Origin of the sequence: Paracoccus sp. NFXS7 (assembly GCF_040148865.1) — a bacterium.
Lineage (GTDB): Bacteria > Pseudomonadota > Alphaproteobacteria > Rhodobacterales > Rhodobacteraceae > Paracoccus > Paracoccus marcusii.
The window spans coordinates 42,302-63,963 of the sequence record NZ_JAKEKV010000002.1; the positions used below are offsets into that span (position 1 = coordinate 42,302).

At 69.0% G+C, this 21,662-nt stretch carries 21 protein-coding genes; 4 read left to right on the forward strand and 17 right to left on the reverse strand.

The window, feature by feature from the left end; genetic code table 11:
* Nucleotides 1-55: 55 nt before the first annotated feature.
* Entirely contained in the window at nt 56-517 is a 462-nt protein-coding gene (locus LZ686_RS04880) for a BLUF domain-containing protein (RefSeq protein ID WP_052714550.1), read from the forward strand.
* A gap of 90 nt (nt 518-607) precedes the next feature.
* On the opposite strand, the gene LZ686_RS04885 is transcribed toward LZ686_RS04880, so the two are convergent.
* The 5 genes from LZ686_RS04885 to LZ686_RS04905 all read right to left on the reverse strand — a co-directional run bounded on the left by LZ686_RS04885 (nt 608) and on the right by LZ686_RS04905 (nt 5,752).
* Nucleotides 608-1,738 (reverse strand): site-specific DNA-methyltransferase, encoded by a 1,131-nt coding sequence (locus LZ686_RS04885; protein WP_045980956.1) that lies wholly within the window; start codon nt 1,736-1,738, stop codon nt 608-610.
* Nucleotides 1,739-1,828: 90 nt separating this feature from the next.
* On the reverse strand, nt 1,829-2,458 hold the full coding sequence (gene rnhB, locus LZ686_RS04890; protein ID WP_045980957.1) for a ribonuclease HII: 630 nt from the start codon (nt 2,456-2,458) through the stop codon (nt 1,829-1,831).
* Nucleotides 2,455-2,934 carry an ureidoglycolate lyase gene (locus LZ686_RS04895; protein ID WP_349547144.1) on the reverse strand — a complete coding sequence of 160 codons (480 nt, stop codon included), beginning with the start codon at nt 2,932-2,934 and terminating at the stop codon, nt 2,455-2,457. The genes rnhB and LZ686_RS04895 overlap by 4 nt, the downstream gene beginning before the upstream one ends.
* Before the next feature lie 9 nt (nt 2,935-2,943).
* Nucleotides 2,944-4,554 carry a glycosyl transferase family 90 gene (locus tag LZ686_RS04900; RefSeq protein WP_349547145.1) on the reverse strand — a complete coding sequence of 537 codons (1,611 nt, stop codon included), beginning with the start codon at nt 4,552-4,554 and terminating at the stop codon, nt 2,944-2,946.
* Nucleotide 4,555: 1 nt separating this feature from the next.
* Nucleotides 4,556-5,752: an MFS transporter gene (locus LZ686_RS04905; protein ID WP_304614001.1), complete on the reverse strand. Its 1,197-nt coding sequence runs from the start codon at nt 5,750-5,752 to the stop codon at nt 4,556-4,558.
* Between the two features lie 196 nt (nt 5,753-5,948).
* Here LZ686_RS04905 and LZ686_RS04910 point away from each other — a divergent pair, with 196 nt between their 5' ends.
* Nucleotides 5,949-6,704 (forward strand): GntR family transcriptional regulator, encoded by a 756-nt coding sequence (locus LZ686_RS04910; protein ID WP_349547146.1) that lies wholly within the window; start codon nt 5,949-5,951, stop codon nt 6,702-6,704.
* Here the strand turns inward: LZ686_RS04910 and LZ686_RS04915 are convergent.
* Genes LZ686_RS04915 through LZ686_RS04965 form a run of 11 tightly spaced genes read right to left on the reverse strand, consistent with a single transcriptional unit; the run spans nt 6,701 to nt 18,576 of the window.
* Nucleotides 6,701-8,194, reverse strand: coding sequence for a class I adenylate-forming enzyme family protein (locus LZ686_RS04915; protein WP_252928006.1), 1,494 nt, complete (start codon nt 8,192-8,194; stop codon nt 6,701-6,703). The genes LZ686_RS04910 and LZ686_RS04915 overlap by 4 nt on opposite strands.
* Nucleotides 8,191-9,000, reverse strand: coding sequence for an oxepin-CoA hydrolase, alternative type (locus tag LZ686_RS04920; RefSeq protein WP_349547147.1), 810 nt, complete (start codon nt 8,998-9,000; stop codon nt 8,191-8,193). The genes LZ686_RS04915 and LZ686_RS04920 overlap by 4 nt, the downstream gene beginning before the upstream one ends.
* On the reverse strand, nt 8,997-9,395 hold the full coding sequence (locus LZ686_RS04925) for a PaaI family thioesterase (protein ID WP_273744227.1): 399 nt from the start codon (nt 9,393-9,395) through the stop codon (nt 8,997-8,999). Before LZ686_RS04925 ends, LZ686_RS04920 begins: the two co-directional genes overlap by 4 nt.
* Nucleotides 9,392-10,390, reverse strand: coding sequence for an acyl-CoA dehydrogenase family protein (locus LZ686_RS04930; RefSeq protein ID WP_349547148.1), 999 nt, complete (start codon nt 10,388-10,390; stop codon nt 9,392-9,394). The genes LZ686_RS04925 and LZ686_RS04930 overlap by 4 nt, the downstream gene beginning before the upstream one ends.
* Before the next feature lie 4 nt (nt 10,391-10,394).
* Nucleotides 10,395-11,576, reverse strand: coding sequence for an acyl-CoA dehydrogenase family protein (locus LZ686_RS04935; protein WP_349547149.1), 1,182 nt, complete (start codon nt 11,574-11,576; stop codon nt 10,395-10,397).
* A complete protein-coding gene (locus LZ686_RS04940) occupies nt 11,576-12,751 on the reverse strand; it encodes an acetyl-CoA C-acyltransferase (RefSeq protein WP_349547150.1) in 1,176 nt (391 codons plus the stop codon). The genes LZ686_RS04935 and LZ686_RS04940 overlap by 1 nt, the downstream gene beginning before the upstream one ends.
* Entirely contained in the window at nt 12,748-14,832 is a 2,085-nt protein-coding gene (locus LZ686_RS04945; protein ID WP_349547151.1) for a 3-hydroxyacyl-CoA dehydrogenase NAD-binding domain-containing protein, read from the reverse strand. The genes LZ686_RS04940 and LZ686_RS04945 overlap by 4 nt, the downstream gene beginning before the upstream one ends.
* Nucleotides 14,833-14,845: 13 nt before the next feature.
* Entirely contained in the window at nt 14,846-15,679 is an 834-nt protein-coding gene (locus LZ686_RS04950) for an IclR family transcriptional regulator (protein WP_349547152.1), read from the reverse strand.
* Nucleotides 15,679-17,007, reverse strand: coding sequence for a TRAP transporter large permease (locus LZ686_RS04955; protein WP_045980969.1), 1,329 nt, complete (start codon nt 17,005-17,007; stop codon nt 15,679-15,681). The genes LZ686_RS04950 and LZ686_RS04955 overlap by 1 nt, the downstream gene beginning before the upstream one ends.
* The gene (locus LZ686_RS04960) at nt 17,007-17,513 is read right to left on the reverse strand and encodes a TRAP transporter small permease (protein WP_045980970.1); all 507 of its coding nucleotides are present in this window, start codon (nt 17,511-17,513) and stop codon (nt 17,007-17,009) included. Before LZ686_RS04960 ends, LZ686_RS04955 begins: the two co-directional genes overlap by 1 nt.
* A gap of 4 nt (nt 17,514-17,517) precedes the next feature.
* On the reverse strand, nt 17,518-18,576 hold the full coding sequence (locus LZ686_RS04965) for a C4-dicarboxylate TRAP transporter substrate-binding protein (RefSeq protein ID WP_046000728.1): 1,059 nt from the start codon (nt 18,574-18,576) through the stop codon (nt 17,518-17,520).
* 145 nt (nt 18,577-18,721) lie between these two features.
* On the opposite strand from LZ686_RS04965, the gene LZ686_RS04970 reads away from it, so the two are divergent.
* Both LZ686_RS04970 and LZ686_RS04975 read left to right on the forward strand, forming a co-directional pair.
* Complete coding sequence (locus LZ686_RS04970) at nt 18,722-20,059, forward strand: L,D-transpeptidase family protein (RefSeq protein ID WP_349547153.1); 1,338 nt, start codon at nt 18,722-18,724, stop codon at nt 20,057-20,059.
* Entirely contained in the window at nt 20,056-20,877 is an 822-nt protein-coding gene (locus LZ686_RS04975; protein ID WP_349547154.1) for an extensin-like domain-containing protein, read from the forward strand. Before LZ686_RS04970 ends, LZ686_RS04975 begins: the two co-directional genes overlap by 4 nt.
* Nucleotides 20,878-20,881: 4 nt before the next feature.
* On the opposite strand, the gene LZ686_RS04980 is transcribed toward LZ686_RS04975, so the two are convergent.
* A complete protein-coding gene (locus tag LZ686_RS04980) occupies nt 20,882-21,613 on the reverse strand; it encodes a Crp/Fnr family transcriptional regulator (protein ID WP_045980973.1) in 732 nt (243 codons plus the stop codon).
* Between the last annotated feature and the right edge of the window lie 49 nt (nt 21,614-21,662).

Sequence of the window (21,662 nt, forward strand, 5' to 3'; positions counted from 1 at the left end):
GCATTGTGTGCACAAAATGGAAAAATGTCCCAGGGCGTAACAGGGACCGACCGGAATGAACGACGATTCGATGCTGATGCACAGCGATGCGCAGCCCTATCACTTCGCCGCGGGCGACAGTCTGGGCTATCTTCTGTACCGCAGCGTGGCCCGTCCCGGCATGCAACGCGACGACCTGGAACGCATCCTGCATCATGCGCGCGACCGCAACCGGGCGGCGGGGTTGACCGGATGCCTGCACCACGAGGACGGGCTGTTCTTCCAATGGGTCGAGGGGCCGCGCTTTCGCCTGTTCCGGCTGATCGACGTGCTGCGCGAGGATGACCGCCACCTGAACTTCACGGTGCTGGACCAGGGCCCGCTGCAACAGCGCCTGTTCAGCGACTGGGAGATGCGGTTTTCCGACCGCGAGGCCGCATCGCTGCTGGAATGGCTGGCCGAACGGCGCGACCGTGCCGGGTCCGACCAGGACGACGCCGAAAGCATCGCGGCCTTCATGCGGTCGATGAACGGCTGACGGATGAAAATTCCCCGCCATGCGGACATGGCGGGGCAAGGTGGTTCCGGCCGCGCGCATGGCGCGGGGGGAACGGGCGAAGGGTGAAGCTCAGTTGGGCCGGGGGGCGTCGCCCTCCATCTCGGCACGGATCTGCTGGCGCAGAATGTCCAGCGGGATCATCTTGCCCTCGCGCCGGAAATGCCAATAGGTCCAGCCGTTGCAGCTGGGCGCGCCTTCCAGCGCGGCGCCGACCTGATGGATCGATCCCTTGACGTCGTTGCCGATCAGTGACCCATCGGCACGGACCTTGGCCTTGTGGCGGTTGCCGATCGAGAACAACTCCTCTCCGGGGCGCAGCATGCCGCGTTCGATGACCTGCCCGAAGGGGATGCGCACCTCGGCGCGCTTGGCGCGGGTGGTGGCGATGGCGTCGGCATCCAGCCGGCGGACGCGCGACAGGCGGCGGCCCGCGACCTCGCGATAGGCCTCCTCGCGCTCGATCCCGATATAGTCGCGGCCCAGCATCTTGGCGACCGCACCGGTGGTGCCGGTGCCGAAGAACGGGTCCAGCACCACGTCGCCGGGGTTGGTCGTGCCCAGGATCACCCGGTGCAGCAGCGATTCCGGCTTTTGCGTCGGGTGGGCCTTGTCGCCGGCCGCGTCCTTCAGCCGCTCGCCGCCGTTGCAGATCGGCAGCACCCAGTCGCTGCGCATCTGGACGCCCTCGTTCAGCGACTTCAGCGCCTCGTAGTTGAACGTGTATTTCGAGCTTTCCGACTTTGCCGCCCAGATCAGCGTCTCATGCGCGTTGGTCAGGCGCTTGCCGCGAAAGTTCGGCATCGGGTTCGACTTGCGCCAGATCACGTCGTTCATGATCCAGAACTGCTGGTTCTGCAGTTCGGCGCCGACGCGAAAGATGTTGTGATAGCTGCCGATCACCCAGATCGCGCCGTTCGGCTTCAGCAGGCGGCGGGCGGCGGCCAGCCAGTCGCGGGTGAAGGCGTCATAGGTGGCAAAGCTGGAAAACTGGTCCCAGTGATCGTCCACCGCATCGACCAGGCTGTTGTCGGGGCGATGCAGGTCGCCCTTCAGCTGCAAGTTATAGGGCGGATCGGCAAAGATCAGGTCCACGCTGCCCGCGGGCAGGCTGTTCATGATCTCGATGCAATCCCCGCCCAGAATCTGGTTCAGCGGTAATGGCCGCGCGGAATCCGCGCGCTGGTCCTTGGTTTTCGTCATGCTCTGCCTTCGGGAAATGCCGGCTTTTGCCGGTCTGGTATGTCCCCAAAGATGATTCAGATGCGAATCGCCGTCAATTTCTTTTTCGAATCAGTCACTTACCAAAGGGGCTTTACACAAGATGTTGTGGACTGGCCGGAACGACCGCCTATGATGTGGGGTTATCCCCAGATCTAGCAGGGCGCGTTTGTGGCCTGGCGTGGGGTATCCGGCATTCACGTCCCAGCCATATCCGGGGTGCTGTTGCGCCAAATCCACCATGATGCGGTCGCGCAACACCTTGGCCACGATCGAGGCCGCGGCGATCGACAGGCAGCGCGCATCGCCCTTGACCACCGCCTGCGCAGGCAGGGTCAGATCGCGGGGCAGCATGTTGCCGTCGATCAGCACGTGGCAGGGCGGCTGGCGCAGCCCGGCCAGGGCGCGGCACATCGCGACATGGCTGGCGCGCAGGATGTTCAGGGCGTCGATCTCGACCGGATCGACATGGGCCACGGACCAGTCGCAATGCGCCATGATCCAGGCGGCCAGCGCGTCGCGCCGCGCGGCGGTCAGCTTTTTGCTGTCGTTCAGGCCGTCAGGGATGTTCTGCGGGTCCAGCACCACGGCCGCCGCGGTGACGGGGCCGGCCAGCGGCCCGCGCCCGGCCTCGTCCACGCCCGCCACGCGACGCGCGCCCCCGGCCATGGCCAGGGTCTCGACGCTGTAATCGGGGGTCATGCGGTGATCCGCACCGCGGGGATGGTCACCTCCTCAAGGTTCGTGCCGGGCCCCTCGCGGTCCACGACCAGGAAATCGGCCGGCTGGTCCAAGGGCGTCAGCACGCCGTGCCAGGTTCCCGCATGCAGGTTCACGCCGGTATGCGCCGGGATCAGGAACGCCCGCAGGGCGCCGGGTCGGCCGTCGTCATCGGGCGCGACCACCGACAGCCACGGCCGGTCGCCAAGCGGCATGAACGCCTGCGACCCAAGCGGGTGGCGTTCCAGCAGCGTGCAGTCATAGGGCAGGCTGACAGCCTGGCTGCGAAAAAGGGAAATGATCGCCTCTCCGCCGCCGCGTTCGACGGTGGCCAGGGCATGGTGGCGTTCGCAGCGGCCCGCATTGATCATGCGGTCGGGCGTCGCGCGCGGGGTCAGCACCTCGCCGAAGGGGGCGAAGGCGGCGGCGGTCAGGGGTTCGATGCGGATCGTGCTCATGGCGGTGTTCTAGCGCGCCGCAGCCAGCCCGTCGAGGATCAGACGCATCAGGTCCGCCCGTGCGGCGGGGTCGCGCAGATGCGCGGCCTCGGCGCGCGCGGCACGCGACATGGCGCGGCAGGCGTCGGGATGGGCGCGGGCCCAGGCCAGCTTGTCCTCCAGGTCGGTCAGGTGGCGCGCGACGGGGATGAAATGCTCCCAAGGCCGGAAGCGCCCCGAATAGAACACCTGCCAGCCGTCATCCTCGGCCAGCAGCACGCCGTTCTGGTCCAGCCCCGAGATGAAGTTCGACCCGTGGTCATACCCCGACAGGCACAGCTGATAGCGATAGGCCCGAAAGTCGCGCGACCCCATGCGCGGGCGGCAATAGGGCGCGATCAGCGGGTCGTCGGCGTGCTGGCGGAAACCGTGCGCCATGACGATGCCCACATCGAAATCGGGATGATCGTGGAACCGGCGGACAAAGGCCATTCGGTTCGTGCGGCACAAGCCCTGCCATGCGGCCTCGCGATCCGCGGGGGTGGCGGCCTGGGCCAGACGCTGCAGCCAGACATGGCTGGCGGGACCGGGCTTGACCCCCTCGCGCATTTCCGACCCCGAAATCATGCCGCGCCACACCAGCCGGTCCTGCTTGTCGTCCCAGGAGATGTCGTCGTCGGGCGCGGCGGGATCGAACCCTGGCAGGCCGATCGCGTGCTGGTCCGGCAGGGGCCACAGGACCGCGTTAACCGCCCCCGCCCGCCGGTTGTGGCACAGGACCGGACGATCCAGGGGCGCGCCCTGGGGGCTGCCGAACCAGCGGCTGTCCTCCATGTCGATCCAGACCGGATCGCGGCGGTCCAGCGCCAGGATGTCGTTGATCACCCCCTCGGCCCGGATCAGCTTGAAGGGACGCCCCTCGCGCGCCAGGGCCAGGGGGCGGTGGCCGGGGGGCGTCAGAAGGGTGAACTGCCGCGGCGCACCCGCCGCGTCGGTCACCGCGCCGCTGCCCGACAGGGTGCCGTCCCAACGGCAGGCGAATCCCGACAGCCCCTGCGCGCCGCCTGCCGCACCGGGGTGCAGGCCCGCAAGACAGAAGCGCGCGACATCCTGCGCCCAGCCCGGCGGTGCCTTGGGCGTCGGCGGCGGGTCCTTAACGGGGCCCGGGTCGGGCCAGTGGTCGGGCAGCCCCCGGTCCAGCACCAGCATCGGCCGCAGCCGTGCAGCCAGATCCGCGGGGGTGGTGTCGGTCAGGTCCAGCATGATCAGCCGCGTGTCGTCCGCGAACAGGGCGCGCGTCGCGTCCAGATGCGCCTGCATCCCTTCGGGCCAGCGATGGCGGGGCGGGATGGTCAGCAGGAACAGCGCGTCGGGCAGACGGTCGCGCAGAAAGGCGATGCAGCGCCAGGCCTGCAATGCCGGGCGCCAATGGGGCCGGTCGCGGTACAGACCGGCGATCAGCCGCGCGTTGGGCCAGCCGCGCAAGGGCTGCGTCCCCTGCCCCATCGCATAGACGATGTCCGCAGCCAGGCGCCCGCCGTCGTGGCAGACCGCGCGATGGCCGTTGGCCTGAAACATCCGCGCCAGCGCCGCATCGATGGGGCCGTCGGGGCCGACATGGATGACGACCGGGTGGCCCATCTCAGCCCAGGCTGCGGCGCGGCAGCAGGATCGTCAGCAGCCCCAGCACCGGCAGGACCGAACACAGCAGGAAGACCGACCGGATCCCCTGCGCATCCGCCAGCACCCCCAGTGCCGCGGCCGATATCCCGCCCATGCCGAACGAGAAGCCGAAGAACAGCCCCGCGATCATGCCGGTGCGGCCCGGCACCAGCTCCTGCGCAAAGACCACGATGGCCGGAAAGGCCGATGCCAGCACCAGCCCGATCAGCACCGCCAGCACGCCCGTCGGCACCAGCCCCACATGCGGCAGCGCCAGCGTCAGCGGCAGCGCGCCCAGGATCGAAACCCAGATCACCGTCAGCGGCCCGACCCTGTCGCCGATCACCCCGCCCAGCATGACGCCCGCCGCCATGCCCGCCAGGAACAGGAACAGCATGATCTGCGCGCCTTGGGTCGACAGGCCGAACTTGTCGATCGTGAAGAAGGTGAAATAGCTGCTCATCGAGGCGCTATAGATGTTCTTGGTGAAGACCAGCACCGCCAGCACCGCGATGGCGCGGATCACCGTCGCGCGCGGCAGGCGCAGGGTACGGTCGGGGGTGGCGGTGCTGGCGCGGCGCCGATCCTCGGCCCAGGTGCCGACCTGCCACAGGATCGCGGCGCCCAGGGCGGCGGCGACCGCGAACCAGGCCACGGCCGGACGGCCCAGCGGCACCACGATGAACGCGGCCAGTAGCGGCCCCAGCGCCTGCCCGCCATTGCCGCCCAGCTGGAACAGCGACTGCGCGGTGCCGAACCGCCCCCCCGACGCGATCCGCGCCACGCGCGAGCTTTCGGGATGGAACACGGCCGATCCGATGCCGATCAGCATCGCCCCCGACAAAAGCCAGGCATAGCCCTCGGCCATGCCCAGCATCAGCACGCCGCACAGCGTCGAGACCATGCCGAAAGGCAGCGACCGCGGCTGCGGGTGGCGGTCGGTGGCCATCCCGATCAGCGGCTGCAGCAGCGACGCGGTGACCTGGAAGGCCAGCGTCATCACGCCGATCTGGGCATAGGACAGGTCGAATTCGACCTGCAGCAGCGGATAGATGGCCGCCAGCATCGACTGCATCACGTCGTTGATCATGTGGCAAAGGCTGATCGCCATCAGCACGCCCCAGGATGTCAGCGTCGCGGGTCCGGGTGTCACCGAGGGATGGGTGGTCGAGCGCATCGAAAATCCGCCATCATGCTTGCACGATCTGCATTTATCAGACATCCTGCGAAAGGAAAGCGTCGCGCGCCCGTCCGCCCGGGGTTTTTCCCCGGCCCGCGGCAAGCCGGGATGTCGCATGGCGAATTGGACAGCTTCCATTCTTGTGCGTATCATTTATCAAATCGGGACAGGTATATGTCACGAGTTCTTCAAAATGGCCAAGTTGTCCCAAGGTTCGTCCGTTACGATCCGCTCTTCCGGCGTCGACGCCGAACGGCGGCGACTCAACACATGGCAGGCGATCCGCGCGGATGTGCTGGGCCGGATCAGATCAGGCGAATGGCCGCCGGGCAGCCTGATCCCCACCGAACAGATGCTGTCGATCGAGATGGGCTGCGCGCGCGCCACGGTGAACCGTGCGCTGCGTGAGCTGGCGGACAGCGGCATCATCCAGCGCCGCCGCAAGGTGGGCACCCGCGTGACCGCCACCACGTCCCGCCGCACGACCCTGTCGCTGCCGGTCCTGCGCGACGAGATCGAATCGCTTGGCGCGCGCTATGCCTATCAGATGACCGAATGCCTGCCCTGCAATCCCAGCCCCGCTGCGATGCAGGCGCTGCAGGTCGATGCCGACGACATGATGCTGCTGGTCAAGTCGCGCTATCTGGCCGACGACCGCCCGCATTGCTGCGAGGCGATCTGGCTGAACCCCCGCGCGCTGGCCCTGCCCGATTTCCACCTGTTCGCACATGAACCGCCGCAGGAATGGCTGGCCCGCAGCCTGCCCGTCACGCAAAGTCGCTTTTCGATCCTGGCCGAAGGGGCCAGCGGATCCTGTGCGGTGAACCTGACCATCGATTCGGGCACGCCGGTGATGACGATCGAGCGGGTCAACACGCTGGATTCGCTGCCTGTGTCGTTTGCCCGCCAGTTCTATCCGCCGATGCACCGCCTGGTGCTGGACGACTAAAGACCCAACAGGTCCGCGAAATGCGCGACAAGGCGGTGCTTGAGCACCTTGCCCGTCGCCGCCGCGGGCAGCGCGCCCGTCAGGATGATCCGCGTGGGCCGCTTGTAGGCCGACAGCCGCGCCGCCGCATGGGCCGCCAGCGCATCGGCCGTCACCGCATCCGGCGAAATCAGCTGACAGAAGGCCAGGATATCCTCGTCGCCCCCCTCGCGCGCGCGGCCGATCACGGCGGTCTGCAGGACGGCCGGATGATCGTTCAGAGCGGCCTCGACCTCGGGGGGATAGACGTTGAAGCCGCCGCGGATGATCAGCTCCTTGCAACGGCCCACGATGTGCAGCCGCCCCTGCGCGTCGATCCGGCCCAGATCGCCGGTGCGCATCCAGCCGTCCCGCAGCACCTGCGCCGTCCCCTCCGCATTGCGGAAATAGCCGCGCATGATGTGCGGACCCCGCGTCAGCACCTCTCCCGTGCCGGGTTCGCGGCCGATGGTCTCGTCCAGCGCGATCTGGACCCCTGGCAGCGGGTGGCCCGCCGACGGGTCCGGGTCGCCGATGGCGTTGTTCGTGACGGTCACCCCCGCCGTCGTCTCGGTCATGCCATAGCCGTTCTGCAGCGCGATGCCATAGAACGCCTCGGCCCGCCGCTTCCAGTCGGGGTCCAGGGGCGCCGCGCCGCTGCTAACATAGCGCAGGGGCCGGGCCAGACGCTCCAACCCCTGGGCCCGCGCCTCGGCCATGATGGCCGCGTGCATCTGCGGCACGGCGGGCAGGACGGTAACGTCCGATTGCAGCGCGGCCAGCGTTTGCGCGGCGGAAAAGCGCGGCTCCAGCCGGATATGCGCGCCCGTGGCCAGCCCCGCCGCCAGCATCGAGGTCAGCCCGAACACATGCGTCAGCGGCAGAACGCCCCAGATGACGTCATCCGCCTGCATCCCCCGCAGCCGGGCCGAGCTTTCCCCGCCAAAGATCAGGTTCCCGTGGGTCAGCATCACCCCCTTGGGCGTGCCCGTCGTGCCGGTGGTGTAGAGGATCACCGCCGTCATCGCGTCCTGCGGCTCGACCTGCTCCGGCACGGCGTCGAAGGGTCCCGCGACATGCAGCGCCGCCCCGGCCAGTGTGACGGCGCGCGCATCGCCCGCGTGCAGCCGCGCAGGCTCGCTGACATCGGACAGGAACAGGGTCAGGCGCGGTTCGGTATGGGCCGCTATCTTGGCCAGCTCCGGCGCGGTCATGCGCGCGTTCACAGGCACCAGCACCGCGTCCATGCGGCTGGCGGCCAGCAGCAGGACCGGCACGGGGGCCGCGTTCTCGGCCACCACCAGCAGCCGGTCGCCGGGGCGCAGGCCCATCGCCGCCAGATCCGCCTGCGTCCGCCGGACCAGATCGTCCAGCGCGGCATAGGTCAGGGTGCGTCCCGTTCCGTCGGTCAGGGCCGGGCGGTCAGGATGGGCCGCGCGGGCGGCGTCGAACAGCTGGTGGATACGGGTCATGAATCCTCGCGAAGGCGGCGGAAATCGGGTGGGCGCTTGGCCAGAAAGGCGGTGATGCCCTCGGCGGCCTCGCGCGAGGCAAGGGCCGTGGCCATCGCGTCGCGTTCGGCGGTCAGCTGCGCCTCCAGCAGGGTGGCGCGGGCGCCGGTCAGCAGATGCTTGATCGCGGCCTGCGCCTCGGCCGGACCTGCGGCCAGGCGGTCGGCCAGGGCCATGGCAGCCATGATGGCCTCTCCCGGCTCGGTCAGTTCATGGATGACGCCCAGGGCGTGCAGGCGTTCGGCGCCCACGGGTTGGCCGGTCAGGGCCATGGACGCGGCCATCTGCGGCGGCAGGCAGGCGGTCAGCGCCGCGGTCAGCCCGCCATCGGGCACAAGCCCGGCATTCACATAGGCCGCCGTGTAACGCGCATCGCGGGCCGACACGATCATGTCGCAGGCCAGGGCCAGCGACAGGCCCGCGCCGGCAGCGCCCCCCTCGACCACGGCGATGACCGGGCGGGGGCAGGCCACGACCGCGCGCATCAGGTCGTTCAGCGAGTCGATGCGGGCGCGGCGCTGCTCCTCGGACATCTCCTGCGCCTTGATCAGCATGGTCAGATCGCCGCCCGCGCAGAAGAAGTCGCCCTCGCCCATGATCAGCACGGCGCCGATGCGGGGGTTGTCGGTGGCCAGCTCCAGCGCGCGGTGCAGGCCCTTGTAGAAATCGGGCGTCAGCGCATTGCGGCGGGCGGCGTTGCGGTTCTCGACCACCAGGCGGTCGCCCAGGTCGCTGATTTCGCAATGCGGATTGGTGAGATCGGTCATGGGGCGGCCCTTGTCTTGCGGAAGACGCCGGTCGCGGTGGCGATCAGCGTGCCGTCCTCATGCCGCAAGGCGCCCTCGATGAACAGGGTGGCGCGCCCGCCGCCCGTCACGCGGCCCGTGGCGGTCACGCGTCCCGGATGGCCCGGGGCCAGATAGTTCACCGTCAGCGACAGCGTGGTGAAGGGATGGCGGCCCGTGGCATCGACCGTCAGGCTGCCCGTGGCCCCCATCGCGCTGTCCAGAAGCGTCGCGGCCAGTCCGCCATGCAGGATGCCCTGACGGTTCAGATGGCGGTCGTCCAGATCCAGCCAGCAGACCGCCCCCGCCCTGTCGCCCACGTCCAGGACATAGCCGATCAGGGACTGGGTGCCGGTTTCCCCGTGGATCAGGGTCATGCGAAGGCAGGCTCGCCGCGCGCGAAGCGCTCCAGGTGGAAATCCGCGTCGCCCATGGCTGTGTCGGCGGCCAGCAGGCGGCGGATCATGCCGCCAAGCGCATATTCCTCGGTCATGCCAATGCCGCCATGCAGCTGCACCGATTCCTCGGCCACCAGCCGCGCGACCCGGCCCAGGGTGACCTTGCAGGCCTGCAGATGCCGGTCGCGCAGCGGCGCCGCAGCGTCCAGATGGCCCGCGAAATTCGTGACGGCGGAACGCGCCTGTTCGACCTCGACCGACAGGTCGGCGGCGCGATGCGCCAAGGCTTGGAACGCGATCAGCGGCTGGCCGAACTGCTTGCGGGTGCGCAGATAGTCCAGCGTCAGATCGACCGCCGCGCTCAGCGTGCCCAAGGCATAGGCCGCATGGGCCAGGACGCCCCGCGCCAGCACCGCGTCGAAATCGGCCAAGGCCCCAAGCCGCGTGGCGGGGGTGGCGTCAAAGATCACGTCCGCGCCGCGCTGATCGTCCATTAGCGGATAGGGGCGCACCGTCAGGCCTGCCGCGTCGGGCGCGACCCGCCACAGCGCATCGGCGGTGGTGACGACGATCGCCGCCGCCCCGTCGGCCCCCGCCACCATGGTCTTGCGCCCGGTCAGGCGGTCGCCATCGACGCTGATCGCCACGCCGCGGTCGTAACGCGTGCCGGGCTCGGCATCGGCAAACGCGATCGTGGCCCCGTCATCGGCAGGCTGGCCCGCCTGCGCCAGGGCCGCCGTCCCGATCATCGTGCCGATCAGCGGCAGGGACGCGCCCGCCCGGCCCAGGGCCTCAAAGATCAGCGCCACGGCGGCGCCCGATCCGTCGAAACCGCCCTCGGCCTCGGTCAGCAGGGCCTGGGGGACGCCGGCCTCCAGCAGCGCGGGCATCAGCGCCTCGCCGGAATGGCGGGCCAGGATGCCGCGCAGGCTGTCCTGCAGCATGCGGTGGTCGTCGGAAAGCTGAAAGTCCATGGGCTTATCCTTTCGCCAGCGCGCCGGAAATGATGCTGCGCTGGACCTCGTTCGAGCCGCCATAGATCGACAGCTTGCGGTTGTTCAGCCAGGTGGCGCTGGCGGCCAGGGCCTCGTCGGCGCCCTCGGGGCCTTCGTTGCCCTCCAGCGTCAGGGCCATTGCCTGCCCGCCATAGGCGCGGCGCGTCAGCGCATCCAGCCGCTGCCGGATCTGGGTGCCCTTGATCTTGAGCATGCTGCTCTCGATGCCGGGCGCCTGGCCCTGGGCCGCCGCCGACAGCATGCGCAGGTTGGTGGTGGACATGGCCATCAGCTCGATCTCGACCCCCGCCATCTCGGCGGCGAACAGCGGATCGTCGGACAGCGGCTGGCCGCGATGGCGCTGTGCCTTGGCCACACGTTTCAGATTGTCCAGAGCGGCGGTGGCAAAGCCCACGCCCGCGATGTTCGTGCGCTCATGCGTCAGCAGGTATTTTGCATATGTCCAGCCCTGGTTCTCCTCGCCGACCAGATTGGCGGCGGGCACGCGGACATTGTCGAACCAGACCTCATTCACCTCGGCCGTGCCGTCCAGCAGGACGATGGGGCGCACGGTGACGCCCGGCGTCTCCATGTCGATCAGCAGGAAGCTGATGCCCTCCTGCTTCTTGCCCGTCGCATTGGTGCGCACCAGGCAGAAGATCATGTTGGCGTGCTGGCCAAGCGTGGTCCAGGTCTTCTGCCCGTTGACGACATAGTGGTCGCCGTCGCGCACGGCCTCGCAGCGCAGGCTGGCCAGGTCCGACCCGGCGCCGGGTTCGGAATAGCCCTGGCACCACCAATCGTCGCCGTTCAGGATGCGGGGCAGCCAATAGTCCTGCTGTTCCTTGGACCCAAACTTCTGCAGGACCGGCCCCAGCATGGCGATGCCGAAGGGCACGATGCGCGGCGCGTGCGCGCGGGCCGATTCCTCCTCGAAGATGTGGCGCTGGATCGCGGTCCAGCCCGCGCCGCCGAACTCCTTGGGCCAGTTCCCGGCCAGCCAGCCGCGTGATTGCAGCTTGGCGTGCCAGCCCTCCATCTCGGCCTTAGTCAGGTCGTGATGGAGCCGCACCTTGCGGGCCAGCGCGGGGTCCAGTTCGGCCTTCAGAAAGGCGCGGATGTCGTCGCGGAAGGCGGTTTCCTCGGGGGTGAAGCTCATGTCCATCAGAAGATCTCCAGAAGTCCGGCGGCGCCCTGGCCACCGCCCACGCACATGGTGACGACGCCCCATTTGGCGCCCCGGCGGCGGCCTTCGCGCAGCAGATGGCCCGCGGTGCGCGCGCCGGTCATGCCGAAGGGATGGCCGATGGAAATGGCCCCGCCGTTCACGTTGTATTTCGCCGGATCGATGCCAAGCGTGTCGCGGCTGTACAGGCACTGGCTGGCGAAGGCCTCGTTCAGCTCCCACAGGTCGATGTCGTCCACCGTCAGCCCGTGGCGCTCCAGCAGGCGCGGCACGGCAAAGACCGGGCCGATGCCCATCTCGTCGGGGGCGCAGCCCGCGACGGCAAAGCCGCGGAAGGCACCAAGCGGTTCCAGGTTCAGCGATGCGGCCAGGTCGGCCTCCATCACCAGCAGCGCCGCGGCCCCGTCGGACAGCTGGGACGCGTTGCCCGCGGTGATGAACTGACCCGCGCCGCGCACCGGTTCCAGCTTGGCCAGCGCATCCAGCGTGGTGCCGGGGCGGTTGCCCTCATCGGCGGCGATGGTGACCTCGCGGTCGGCGGTCTCGCCGGTCGCCTTGTCGGTGACGGACATGGTGACCGTCATCGGGATGATCTCGTCGTCGAAGATCCCGGCGGCCTGCGCGGCAGCCGTGCGGCCCTGCGATTCGACGGCATAGGCGTCCTGCGCCTCGCGGCTGACGCCATAGCGGGCCGCCACGATGTCGGCGGTCTCGATCATGGTCATGTAGAGGTCGGGGCGGTTCGCCTCAATCCACGCCTCGCGCGAATGGCGCACGGGCGGCTGGACCATCGAGATGCTCTCGACCCCGCCGACCAGCACGGCGCGCGCACCCTCATGGGCGACCATCTGCGCGCCCTGCGCCAGCGCCTGCAGGCCCGACGCGCAGAAGCGGTTGACCGTGGCGCCCGCGACGCTGTCGGGCAGGCCCGCGCGGATCACCGCCTGACGGGCGATGTTGCCGCCCGTCGCGGCCTCGGGATAGCCGCAACCCCAGATGCTGTCCTCGATCAGCGCGGGGTCGATGCCCGCACGCTCGACCACGGCGCGGGCGGTGGCGCCAGCCAGCACGGCCCCGTGGGTCTGGTTGAAGGCGCCGCGTTTCGCGCGCCCGATGGCGGTGCGGGCGGTCGAGACGATCACGGGCTGTTTCATGCAGAGGTTCCTTGGTTCAGGTCGGCAAAGCCGCGGCCGTCGGCCACCAGTTCGGCCAGAAGCGGCGCGGGCTGCCAGAAATGGTCGTCGTCTTCGGCAAATCGGCGGATGTCGGACAGGATGCGATCCAGCCCGTGGGCGTCGGCCCAATGCATCGGCCCGCCCCGCCAGCGCGGAAAGCCGTATCCGTTCAGCATCACCACATCGACGTCCAGCGGCCGCAGCGCGGTGCCGTCGGCGACCGTGCGGGCAGCCTCGTTCACCATCGCGGCCATGGTGCGGGCGACGATTTCGGCGTCGTCGAAATCGCGGGGCGTGATGCCCAGATCGGACCGCACCGCGTCCAGGATCGCGGGCAGGTCCGGGTTCGGCTGCGGCTTGCCGTCGGCATAGACATAATAGCCGCGCCCCGTCTTGCGGCCCAGATCGCCCTGTTCGTACAGACGGTCGGCAAAGACCGGAACACGGTCGCGCGGATGGCGGTCTGCCGCCTTGCGCTGGCGGGTCATCGCGCCGATGTCCAGGCCCGCCAGGTCGCTGACCGCATAGGGGCCCATGGCGAACCCGAAATCGGTCAGAGCGCGGTCGACCTGCTGGGGCGACGCACCGTCCAGCACCATCGCATCGACCGCCGCGCGGTAATGCGACAGGATGCGGTTGCCGATGAAACCGTCGCAGACGCCCGCGCGCACCGCGATCTTGCCAAGGCGCTTGGCCAGGGCAAAGCCCGTGGCCACGACCTCGGGGGCGGTGCGGTCCGCGACCACGACCTCCAGCAGGCGCATGACATGGGCCGGAGAGAAGAAATGCAGGCCGATCACGTCGCGCGGGCGGCGCGTCGCGTCGGCGATGCGGTCCACGTCCAGATAGGACGTGTTGGTCGCCAGCACCGCATCGGGCTTTGCCACGCGGTCGATGGCGGCAAAGACCTGTTCCTTGACCTCCATCGATTCGAACACGGCCTCGACGATCAGGTCGGCCTGACCCAGGGCCGCGTAATCCGTGTCGGTGCGGAATGCCCCGGACAGGATCGCTTCCCGGCGCGCCGCGGCCAGCTTGCCGCGGCTGACGGCCCCCGCCAGCAGGTCGCCGACCGTCGCCTGCGCGCGGGCGGTCGCCTGGTCGTCGCGTTCGATCAGGGTCACGTCCAGCCCGGCCAGCAGGCAGGACACCGCGATGCCCGCGCCCATCGTGCCGCCACCGATCACGCCGATCCGGTCCAGGGGGCGGGGTGCCACGCCCTTGATCTGCGGCAGATGGGCCACGGCGCGTTCGGAAAAGAAGGCATGGATCAGCGCGGCGCGCTGCGGGCTGTCCATCAGCGCCATAAAGCCCGCGCGCTCAATCGCCATGCCCTGGTCGAAGGGCCGCGCCAGGCCGTCGGTCACCACGTCCACCGCCGTCGCCTGCGCGATCTGGCCGGGCAGCTTGCGCGCCAGGGTGGCCTTCAGCGCCTGCGCGGCATCCGGGTCCGGGGCGGGTGCGGGCAGATCGCGCGTCCGGCGCGGCGGCTGGCCCGCCAGCGTTTCGGCCAGCGCGATCGCGTCCGCGGTCAGATCGCCCTGCGACAGCGCGTCGATCAGCCCCAGGTCCAGCGCCTGCGCGGCAGGAACCTGGCGGGCGCTGGTGATGATGTCCAGGGCGGCGGCGGTGCCGATCAGGCGCGGCAGGCGTTGCGTGCCGCCCGCACCGGGCAGCAGCCCCAGAGTCACCTCGGGCAGGCCCATGCGGGTGCCGGGGGCCGCGATCCGCGCATGGCACCCAAGGGCCAGTTCCAGCCCCCCGCCCAGGGCGGTGCCATGCAGCGCCGCGACGACGGGCTTGTCCAGGGACTCGATGGCGGCGATCACGTCGGGCAGGATCGGCGCCTGCGAAGGCTTGCCGAATTCCGAGATGTCGGCACCTGCGACCCAGGTGCGGCCGCCGCACAGGATCACGGCAGCGTCTGCGCCTGTGTCCGCGGCAAAGTCACGCGCCGCGTCCATCAGGCCCTGCCGCACGGCATGGCCCGTGGCGTTGACGGGCGGATTGTCGATGGAGATCAGGCCGATGCGGCCTTGGCGGGCATAGGATACGGACATCTGGGAAAACCTCTCAGTCATTCGGGCTGCCGGGCCAGGCGGGCACGCCGTCGGCACCGACCAGCCGTTGCAGGCGGGCGACCGTTTCGCGCAGCACGGGGCCGACATGGGCATGGATGCGGTCATCGGGCAGCACGTCGTCCAGCGCCCCGCAGGAGAACATCACCGGGCCGGCCAGCCGCGCCGACCGGAACGGCACCGACACCGCCGAGATGTTGGACGAATAGCGCAGCCCCTGGCGCACCACGGTATAGCCCTTGGCGATCAGTTGGCCGCGCGCCTCCAGCCGCAGATCCTCCAGCGTGCCGCCGTCCAGCGGCGGTTCGGGATGATCGGCCAGCAGGCCCGCGAATTCCTCGCGCGTGGTGGCGCCCAGCAGGGCCAGGCCCGACGACGATCCGGCGATGGGCAGGCGGTGGCCCACCTCCAGCCAGATCGACGCCGCGCGCTGCGGCCGCCAGGTGCGCATCAGGGCGACCTTGTCGCGGTCGCGCACCGCGAACAGGACCAGCGTGCCGGTCTGGTCGGCCAGGGCCTGCATCATGCCCTGCGCCGAATCCAGGAAGGCCAGCGATGCCGCCGCCACATGCCCCATCGCCAGCAGCGTCGGGCCGGGACGATAGCGGTCGTTGCGCTGCGGCTGCGTCAGGTAGCCCAAGCAGCCAAGCGTGTAGGTCAGCCGCGACACGGTCGATTTCGGCAGGCCGGTGCGTTCCGCGATCTGCGCGTTGCTCAGCCCGTCGTCATCGGTCCGGAACGCCCGCAGCACCGACAGCCCGCGTGCCAGCGCGGTGGCAAAATTGCGGTCTTCCTCATAATCGGGGCGCGTGTCCGGGGCCGGGGTCATCACATGGACCCCGGAATCAGCAGCGACAGGATGGGGAACAGGATCAGCAGCAGCAGGACCAGCATGTCCACGGCCAGGAACCGCGTGACGCCGGCAAAGATCTTGTCGATGCCCACCGACTTGGTGACGTTGCTGACGACGAAGACGTTCAGGCCCACGGGCGGCGTGATCAGCCCGATCTCCAGCAGCTTGACGACGATGACGCCGAACCAGATCAGGTTCAGGCCGTAACCCTCGATCAGCGGCACCATGAAGGGCAGCGTCAGGACCATGATCCCGATCGGGTCCAGGAACATGCCCAGCACCAGATAGATCACCACGACGACCAGCATCAGCATGGCCAGCGACAGTTCGGCGTCCGACACCATGCCCACGACCGCCCCCGCCATGCCCGTCAGCGCGACGAAGCTGACGAAGATCTTGGCGGCGCCCGCGATCAGGAAGATCGCCGCGGTCTGCACCAGGCTTTCGCGGACCGCGCGCCACATCACGCCCATCGTCAGGCGGCGTTGGGCAAAGCCGATGATCGTGGTCAGCACGACGCTGACGGCCGCGGCCTCGGTCGCGGTGAACATGCCGCCATAGATGCCGCCGACGATGACCACGAACAGCAGCAGCGCGGGCCAGGCCGCGATGGCCGCATCGGTCCGGCTGGCATCGCCGCGTTCGCCGCGGGGGGCCGCGTCCGGGTCGCGGTTCACCCACCAGGCGATGACCAGCAGCATGCCCGCCAGCGACAGGATGCCCGGCAGGATGCCCGCCAGAAACAGTTGCGCGATCGATGTCTCGGTGAAGATGCCATACAGGATGAACAGCACGGATGGCGGGATCAGCGACCCCAGGGTGCCGCCCACCGCCACCGATGCGGTGGCCAGCTTGGGGTCATAGCCCATGCGCAGCATCTCGGGGACGCAGATGCGTCCCATCGTCGAGGCGCAGGCGATCGACGACCCCGAGATGGCCGAGAACCCGCCGCATCCCAGCACCGATGCCATCGCCACGCCGCCCCGCACCGGCCGCAGCCAGACCGCCGCCGCGTCATAGATGCGCGTGGTGATGCCGGCATAGAACGCGATGTTGCCCAGGGCCACGAACAGCGGCACCATCGACAGATCGTAGGAATGGACCAGATCGAAGAAGTTCGAGAAGACCACCGAGCTGGTGGGGTTCAGCGCCCGTTCCGGCATCCACGCGCCGGTGCGCGTGGCATAGACCAGGAACGTGCCCACGCTGGCCACGCCCGCCAGGGCGAACGCGATGGGCACGCGCATCGCCAGCAGCACCAGAACCGCCGCCATCGCGACAAGGCCGATCGTCATCGGGTCCATCAGTTCACCTCGTTTCCGTCGGCATCCAGGATCACGTCGCCGTGGCGCAGCTGCCGCAGGTCACCCACCAGCAGCATCGCCAGCCGCACCCACATTAGCAGCAGCCCGGCCATGAACAGCGCCACGCCCGGCCAACGCGGCAGGTTCAGGTCGCCATAGTAGAACTCGCCCGAGGCGAAGGCCTGACCGGCCACCCGCCAGGACGCATAGATCAGCGGCATCAGCGCCAGAAGGCCAACGACATGGCCCAGCACGATGAGGGTCGCGCGCAGGCGCGGCGGCATGCGGTCCGACAGGAAGGTGACGGCGACGTGGCTGCGCGCCGCCGTCGCCGCCGCCATGGGCAGCAGGATGGCCGCGACCATCAGTTCGCGGACCAGGATGATCGCATCGGGCACGCTGGTTCCCCAGAACGCGCGCATCGCCACGTTGGCAAAGATCACCAGCCCCAGCGCGATCAGCGCCAAGACGGCCAGGTCCAGAAGTGTCCGTTCGATCACGCGCATGGGATCAGCCGCGCTCCCAGGGATAACCCTGCGTTTCCAGTTCCTGCGTGTATTGCGCGATCAGCCCGCGGTATTCGTCCAGCAGCGCCTGTCCGTCCAGGCCCGCGGCGTCCGCCCGTGCGACCCATTCGTCCAGGTAGGGCTGGCCCGCCTCGGTCAGCCGCGCGCGATCCTCGTCCGAGAAGCTGACGATCTCCTTGCCGGCATCCTCCAGGATCTTGATCGATTCGGCGTTCGCCTGTTCGATGATACGGCCGAATTCATCGGCCAGCCCCTCGCCCGCGGTCATGATGACCTGCTGCTGCTCAGGGGACAGCGAATCGAACATCGACTTGTTCATGACAATGCCAAGCGCGCCGACCTGGCCCCAGTCGATGAAGGTGTAGCTGTCGAAGACCTCGTCGAACTTCAGTGCCGCGACCAGGTAGGAATAGGTCTGGGTGCAGTCCAGCAGGCCGTTCTCCATGCCCTGATAGGCCTCGTAGACGCTCATGTCGACCAGGGTCGCGCCCAGGTCGCGGAAGGTCTGGCCATAGGCGCCGACGCCGCGGACCTTCTTGCCCGCCAGCTGGTCGACCGAGGTCACCGCCGGCCCCTTGCAGCCCATCTGCACCGCAGAGGTCGTGTAGGTGCCCACATAGACCAGGTTCTGCGCGGCCAGGTTGGCCTTGATCTGCTCGTTGTTGCGCATCAGCGCATCGGTGGCCTTCATGCCCACCCACGGATCGGGGTTGTCCAGCGGCAGGTCGGCGATGCCGTAGGCCACCATGTCCTGGGGGAAATAGACGCCGATGACGCTGCCCAGGTCGGCCACGCCGTCGCGCAGGGACTGGACGGCGGCCTTCTCCGAAAAGAGCGCCCCGCCCCAGGTGATGTCCAGCGTCAGGTCGCCGCCCGACTGTTCGGCCACCTGATCGGCGAACCACTGCGTCGCCTCGGCGCGCGCGCCGCGGTTGGGACCGGGCTCGCCATAGATCAGCGTGGTCTGCGACATGGCGGGGGCGGCAAGGGCTGCGGTCAAGCCGGCAGCCATCAGCGCCGTGCGATACGACGGTGTGGTCATGATAAAACTCCTCCCAGTTCCACTTAGCAGGCTGCCATTCCGCACTGCGGAACGCAACCTTGAATTGACCTGATTGTGACCACTGCGCTATCTGGCGGTTTTCCGCCTGATGCCGGATGTTGCGCCCTCACCATCGGAGCTTCCCATGACGCCCCACCCCGTCCGACCGCTGCTGCTGGCCCTTGGCCTGTCCCTGGGCTGGGCCTGGCCCGCCGCGGCCCAGACCCCGGACCTGCCCTTCACCGCCGCCGAGATCGAGGCCGCGCAGTATGACGGCAGCGATCTGCCCCGGGGCCGGTCGGCCCTGACCGCCAAGGTGCAGCTGTTGCTGGACCGGTCCGGGACCTCTCCGGGCGTCATCGACGGCTTCAAGGGCGGGATGAGCCAGAGCGCGATCAAGGCGTTCGAACGCCGCACGGGCCTGCCCCAGGACGGCGTGATGGACCCCCATGTCTGGAACCTGCTGCAGTCCTTCGCGACGCGCCCCGTCACCCAGACCTATGTCGTCACCGCCGAGGACGCCGCCGGGCTGGCCGCGTCGATCCCCACGGATTACGCGGAAAAGGCGCTGATGCCCGCCATGGCCCATACCAGCGTCGCCGAACGCCTGGGCGAGCGGTTCCACATGGACGAGAAGTTCATCGAGTTCCTGAACCCCGGCGTGGCCCTGGTACCCGGCGCGACCATCCAGGTGATGGCGCCGAATCCCCGCCTGCGCGGCCAGGTCACGCGGATCATCATCGACAAGGACAACCGCCGCGTCGCCGGATACAACGCCCGCGGCCAGATGGTCGTGGATTACCCTGCGACCATCGGCAGCAGCGCCACCCCCTCGCCGCAGGGGGCGCACAACGTGCGGACCGTGGCGATCAACCCGAACTATACCTACAATCCCAACGTCAATTTCCGCCAGGAAGGCAACGACAGTCCGCTGGTCATCCCGCCGGGGCCGAACGGGCCGGTGGGCACCGTCTGGATCGGGCTGACCAAGCCCACCTACGGCATCCACGGCACGCCCACCCCGTCGCAGCTGTTTGCGAACCAGTCGATGGGCTGCGTGCGCCTGACCAACTGGGATGCCGAGGAGCTGGCCGGCATGGTCACCATCGGCGGCACCGAGGTCCAGTTTCTGGATGCCGGGGTCACCATCGCCGACGTGACCGGCAGCGGCACCGCGGTCAGCCCGCCCGTGGCCGAAATCGCGCTGCCCGAAGGCACGACAGACCAGATCACGACGCCAGATCCCGCGCAGCCGCTGTCGTTGCCCGATCCTCAGGCGCCTGCCACCGTCGCCCCGACGACCCCGACGACCCCGACCCCCACTGCCCCGACGCCGATGGCCCCCGCGGCCACGGATCCAGCGGCCATCCCCGCCGCGCCGGATGCCGCCGCGCCCGTGACCCCCGATCCGCTCAGCGATGCCCTCAGCGGCGCGCTGCCCGAAGGGTTCGTCGTCCCGCCTCTGGAAGAGGCGCAGCCATGATCCGCGCGGCGGGGACGATCATCGCGTTGACGCTGGCGGTGGTCCCCGCCCTGGCGCAGGAGCGCCCCCCTGAGGCAGAGCCTGACACCGCCCAGACCGCCGACCGCCCGCCCGAAAAGCCCGAAGCTGCGGAACCGGCGCCCGTGCCGGACCCGGTCCCTGATGCGATCAGCGAATCGGTACCGGACGAACCTGCGGCGCAGCCCTTCGGCCCGCCGCCCCCGCCGGTCTGGTTCACCTTGGGCGAGACGGACGCGGAATATGACGCCTGCCGACTGGCGCTGTCGGTGATGGGCGCGCAATTCCGCCCCCAGCCCCCAGTGACCGACCCGGACAACCGCGACTGCGGCATCGCCCGTCCGCTGCAGGTCAGCCGCATCCTGCCAGACGTCGCCCTGTCGGGCGAGCCGGTGATGCGCTGTGCGGCCGCGCTGTCGCTGGCCTTGTGGACGCGGGATTTCTTGCAGCCTGCCGCGGGGCTTCTGCCCGAAACGCCGCGCCTGACCGCGCTGGAGACCGGACCGGCCTATTCCTGCCGCGACCGCGTGGGGACCGGAGAGGCCGATCCGAAACCGTCGGAACACGGCTATGGCAACGCGATCGACGTGATGGGCTTTCGCTTCGACGATGGCGATCCCGTGCTGGTGCAGCCGCGCCAAGGCGACGGCGATGCCGCCGAAAGCTTTCAAAAGGCAGCGCAGGGGACCGGATGCCTGCTGTTCACCACCGTTCTGGGACCAGGATCGAACGCCGCGCATGACGACCACCTGCATCTGGACATGGCGGCCCGGAACGGCGGCTGGCGGCTGTGTGAATGACGCCTCAGCGGCTCTGACGCTCCATGTCCAGATAGGTCGGGTCGAACCGGGCCAGCATCGCCAGGCCCTTCCAGTCCAGGATCGACACATCGGCCCCCGACCAGCGTAGCAGGCCGCGATCGCGCAGATCGCGCACGGCCCGGTTCACGTGGATGGGTGAATATCCCAGGATATCCGCCAGTTCCCGTTGCAGCAAAGGCAGAGAGAACTGATGGTCGGCCGCGGCGCCGACGGCGTTCAGGCGGGTATAGACCTCGCACAGCAGGTGGGCCAGATGCGCGCTGGAGCGCAACGAGGCTGCCGCGACCAGCCATTGCCGGTGCACCGCCGCGTCGATCAGCGTCGCCATCCACAACAGGCGCGTCAGGTGCGGAAAATTCTCGGTAATCTCGACCAGTTCGTCGTGATCGACGAACTCGACCTCGGCGGGACCAACAGCGACGACGGAATGTTCCAGCCCGGCCAGAACGAACCCGTGCAGATCGACGAAATCGCCCGGCACGTGCAGGGCGGTGATAACCCGTTCGTCGGGCCGCCCGACCAGGCGGTGCGAACGCGCCGACATGCCGCGCAGCATCATGCAGCTGCGTTTCGCCACCCGGTCGACGGGGACGATCACCTCTCCGGAGGCGAAGCTGACATGCTGGGTGCGCAAGGCGCGAAGACGGGCCAGATCGCGTTCGGGCAAGCTGTCACGTCGTTGAAGGAAGCGGATAAAATACTCGGTAATCGCCATTCCGCCCCTCCTTCTAAGGCAGCCGGACAGTTGCAAATCGGGATTCTGG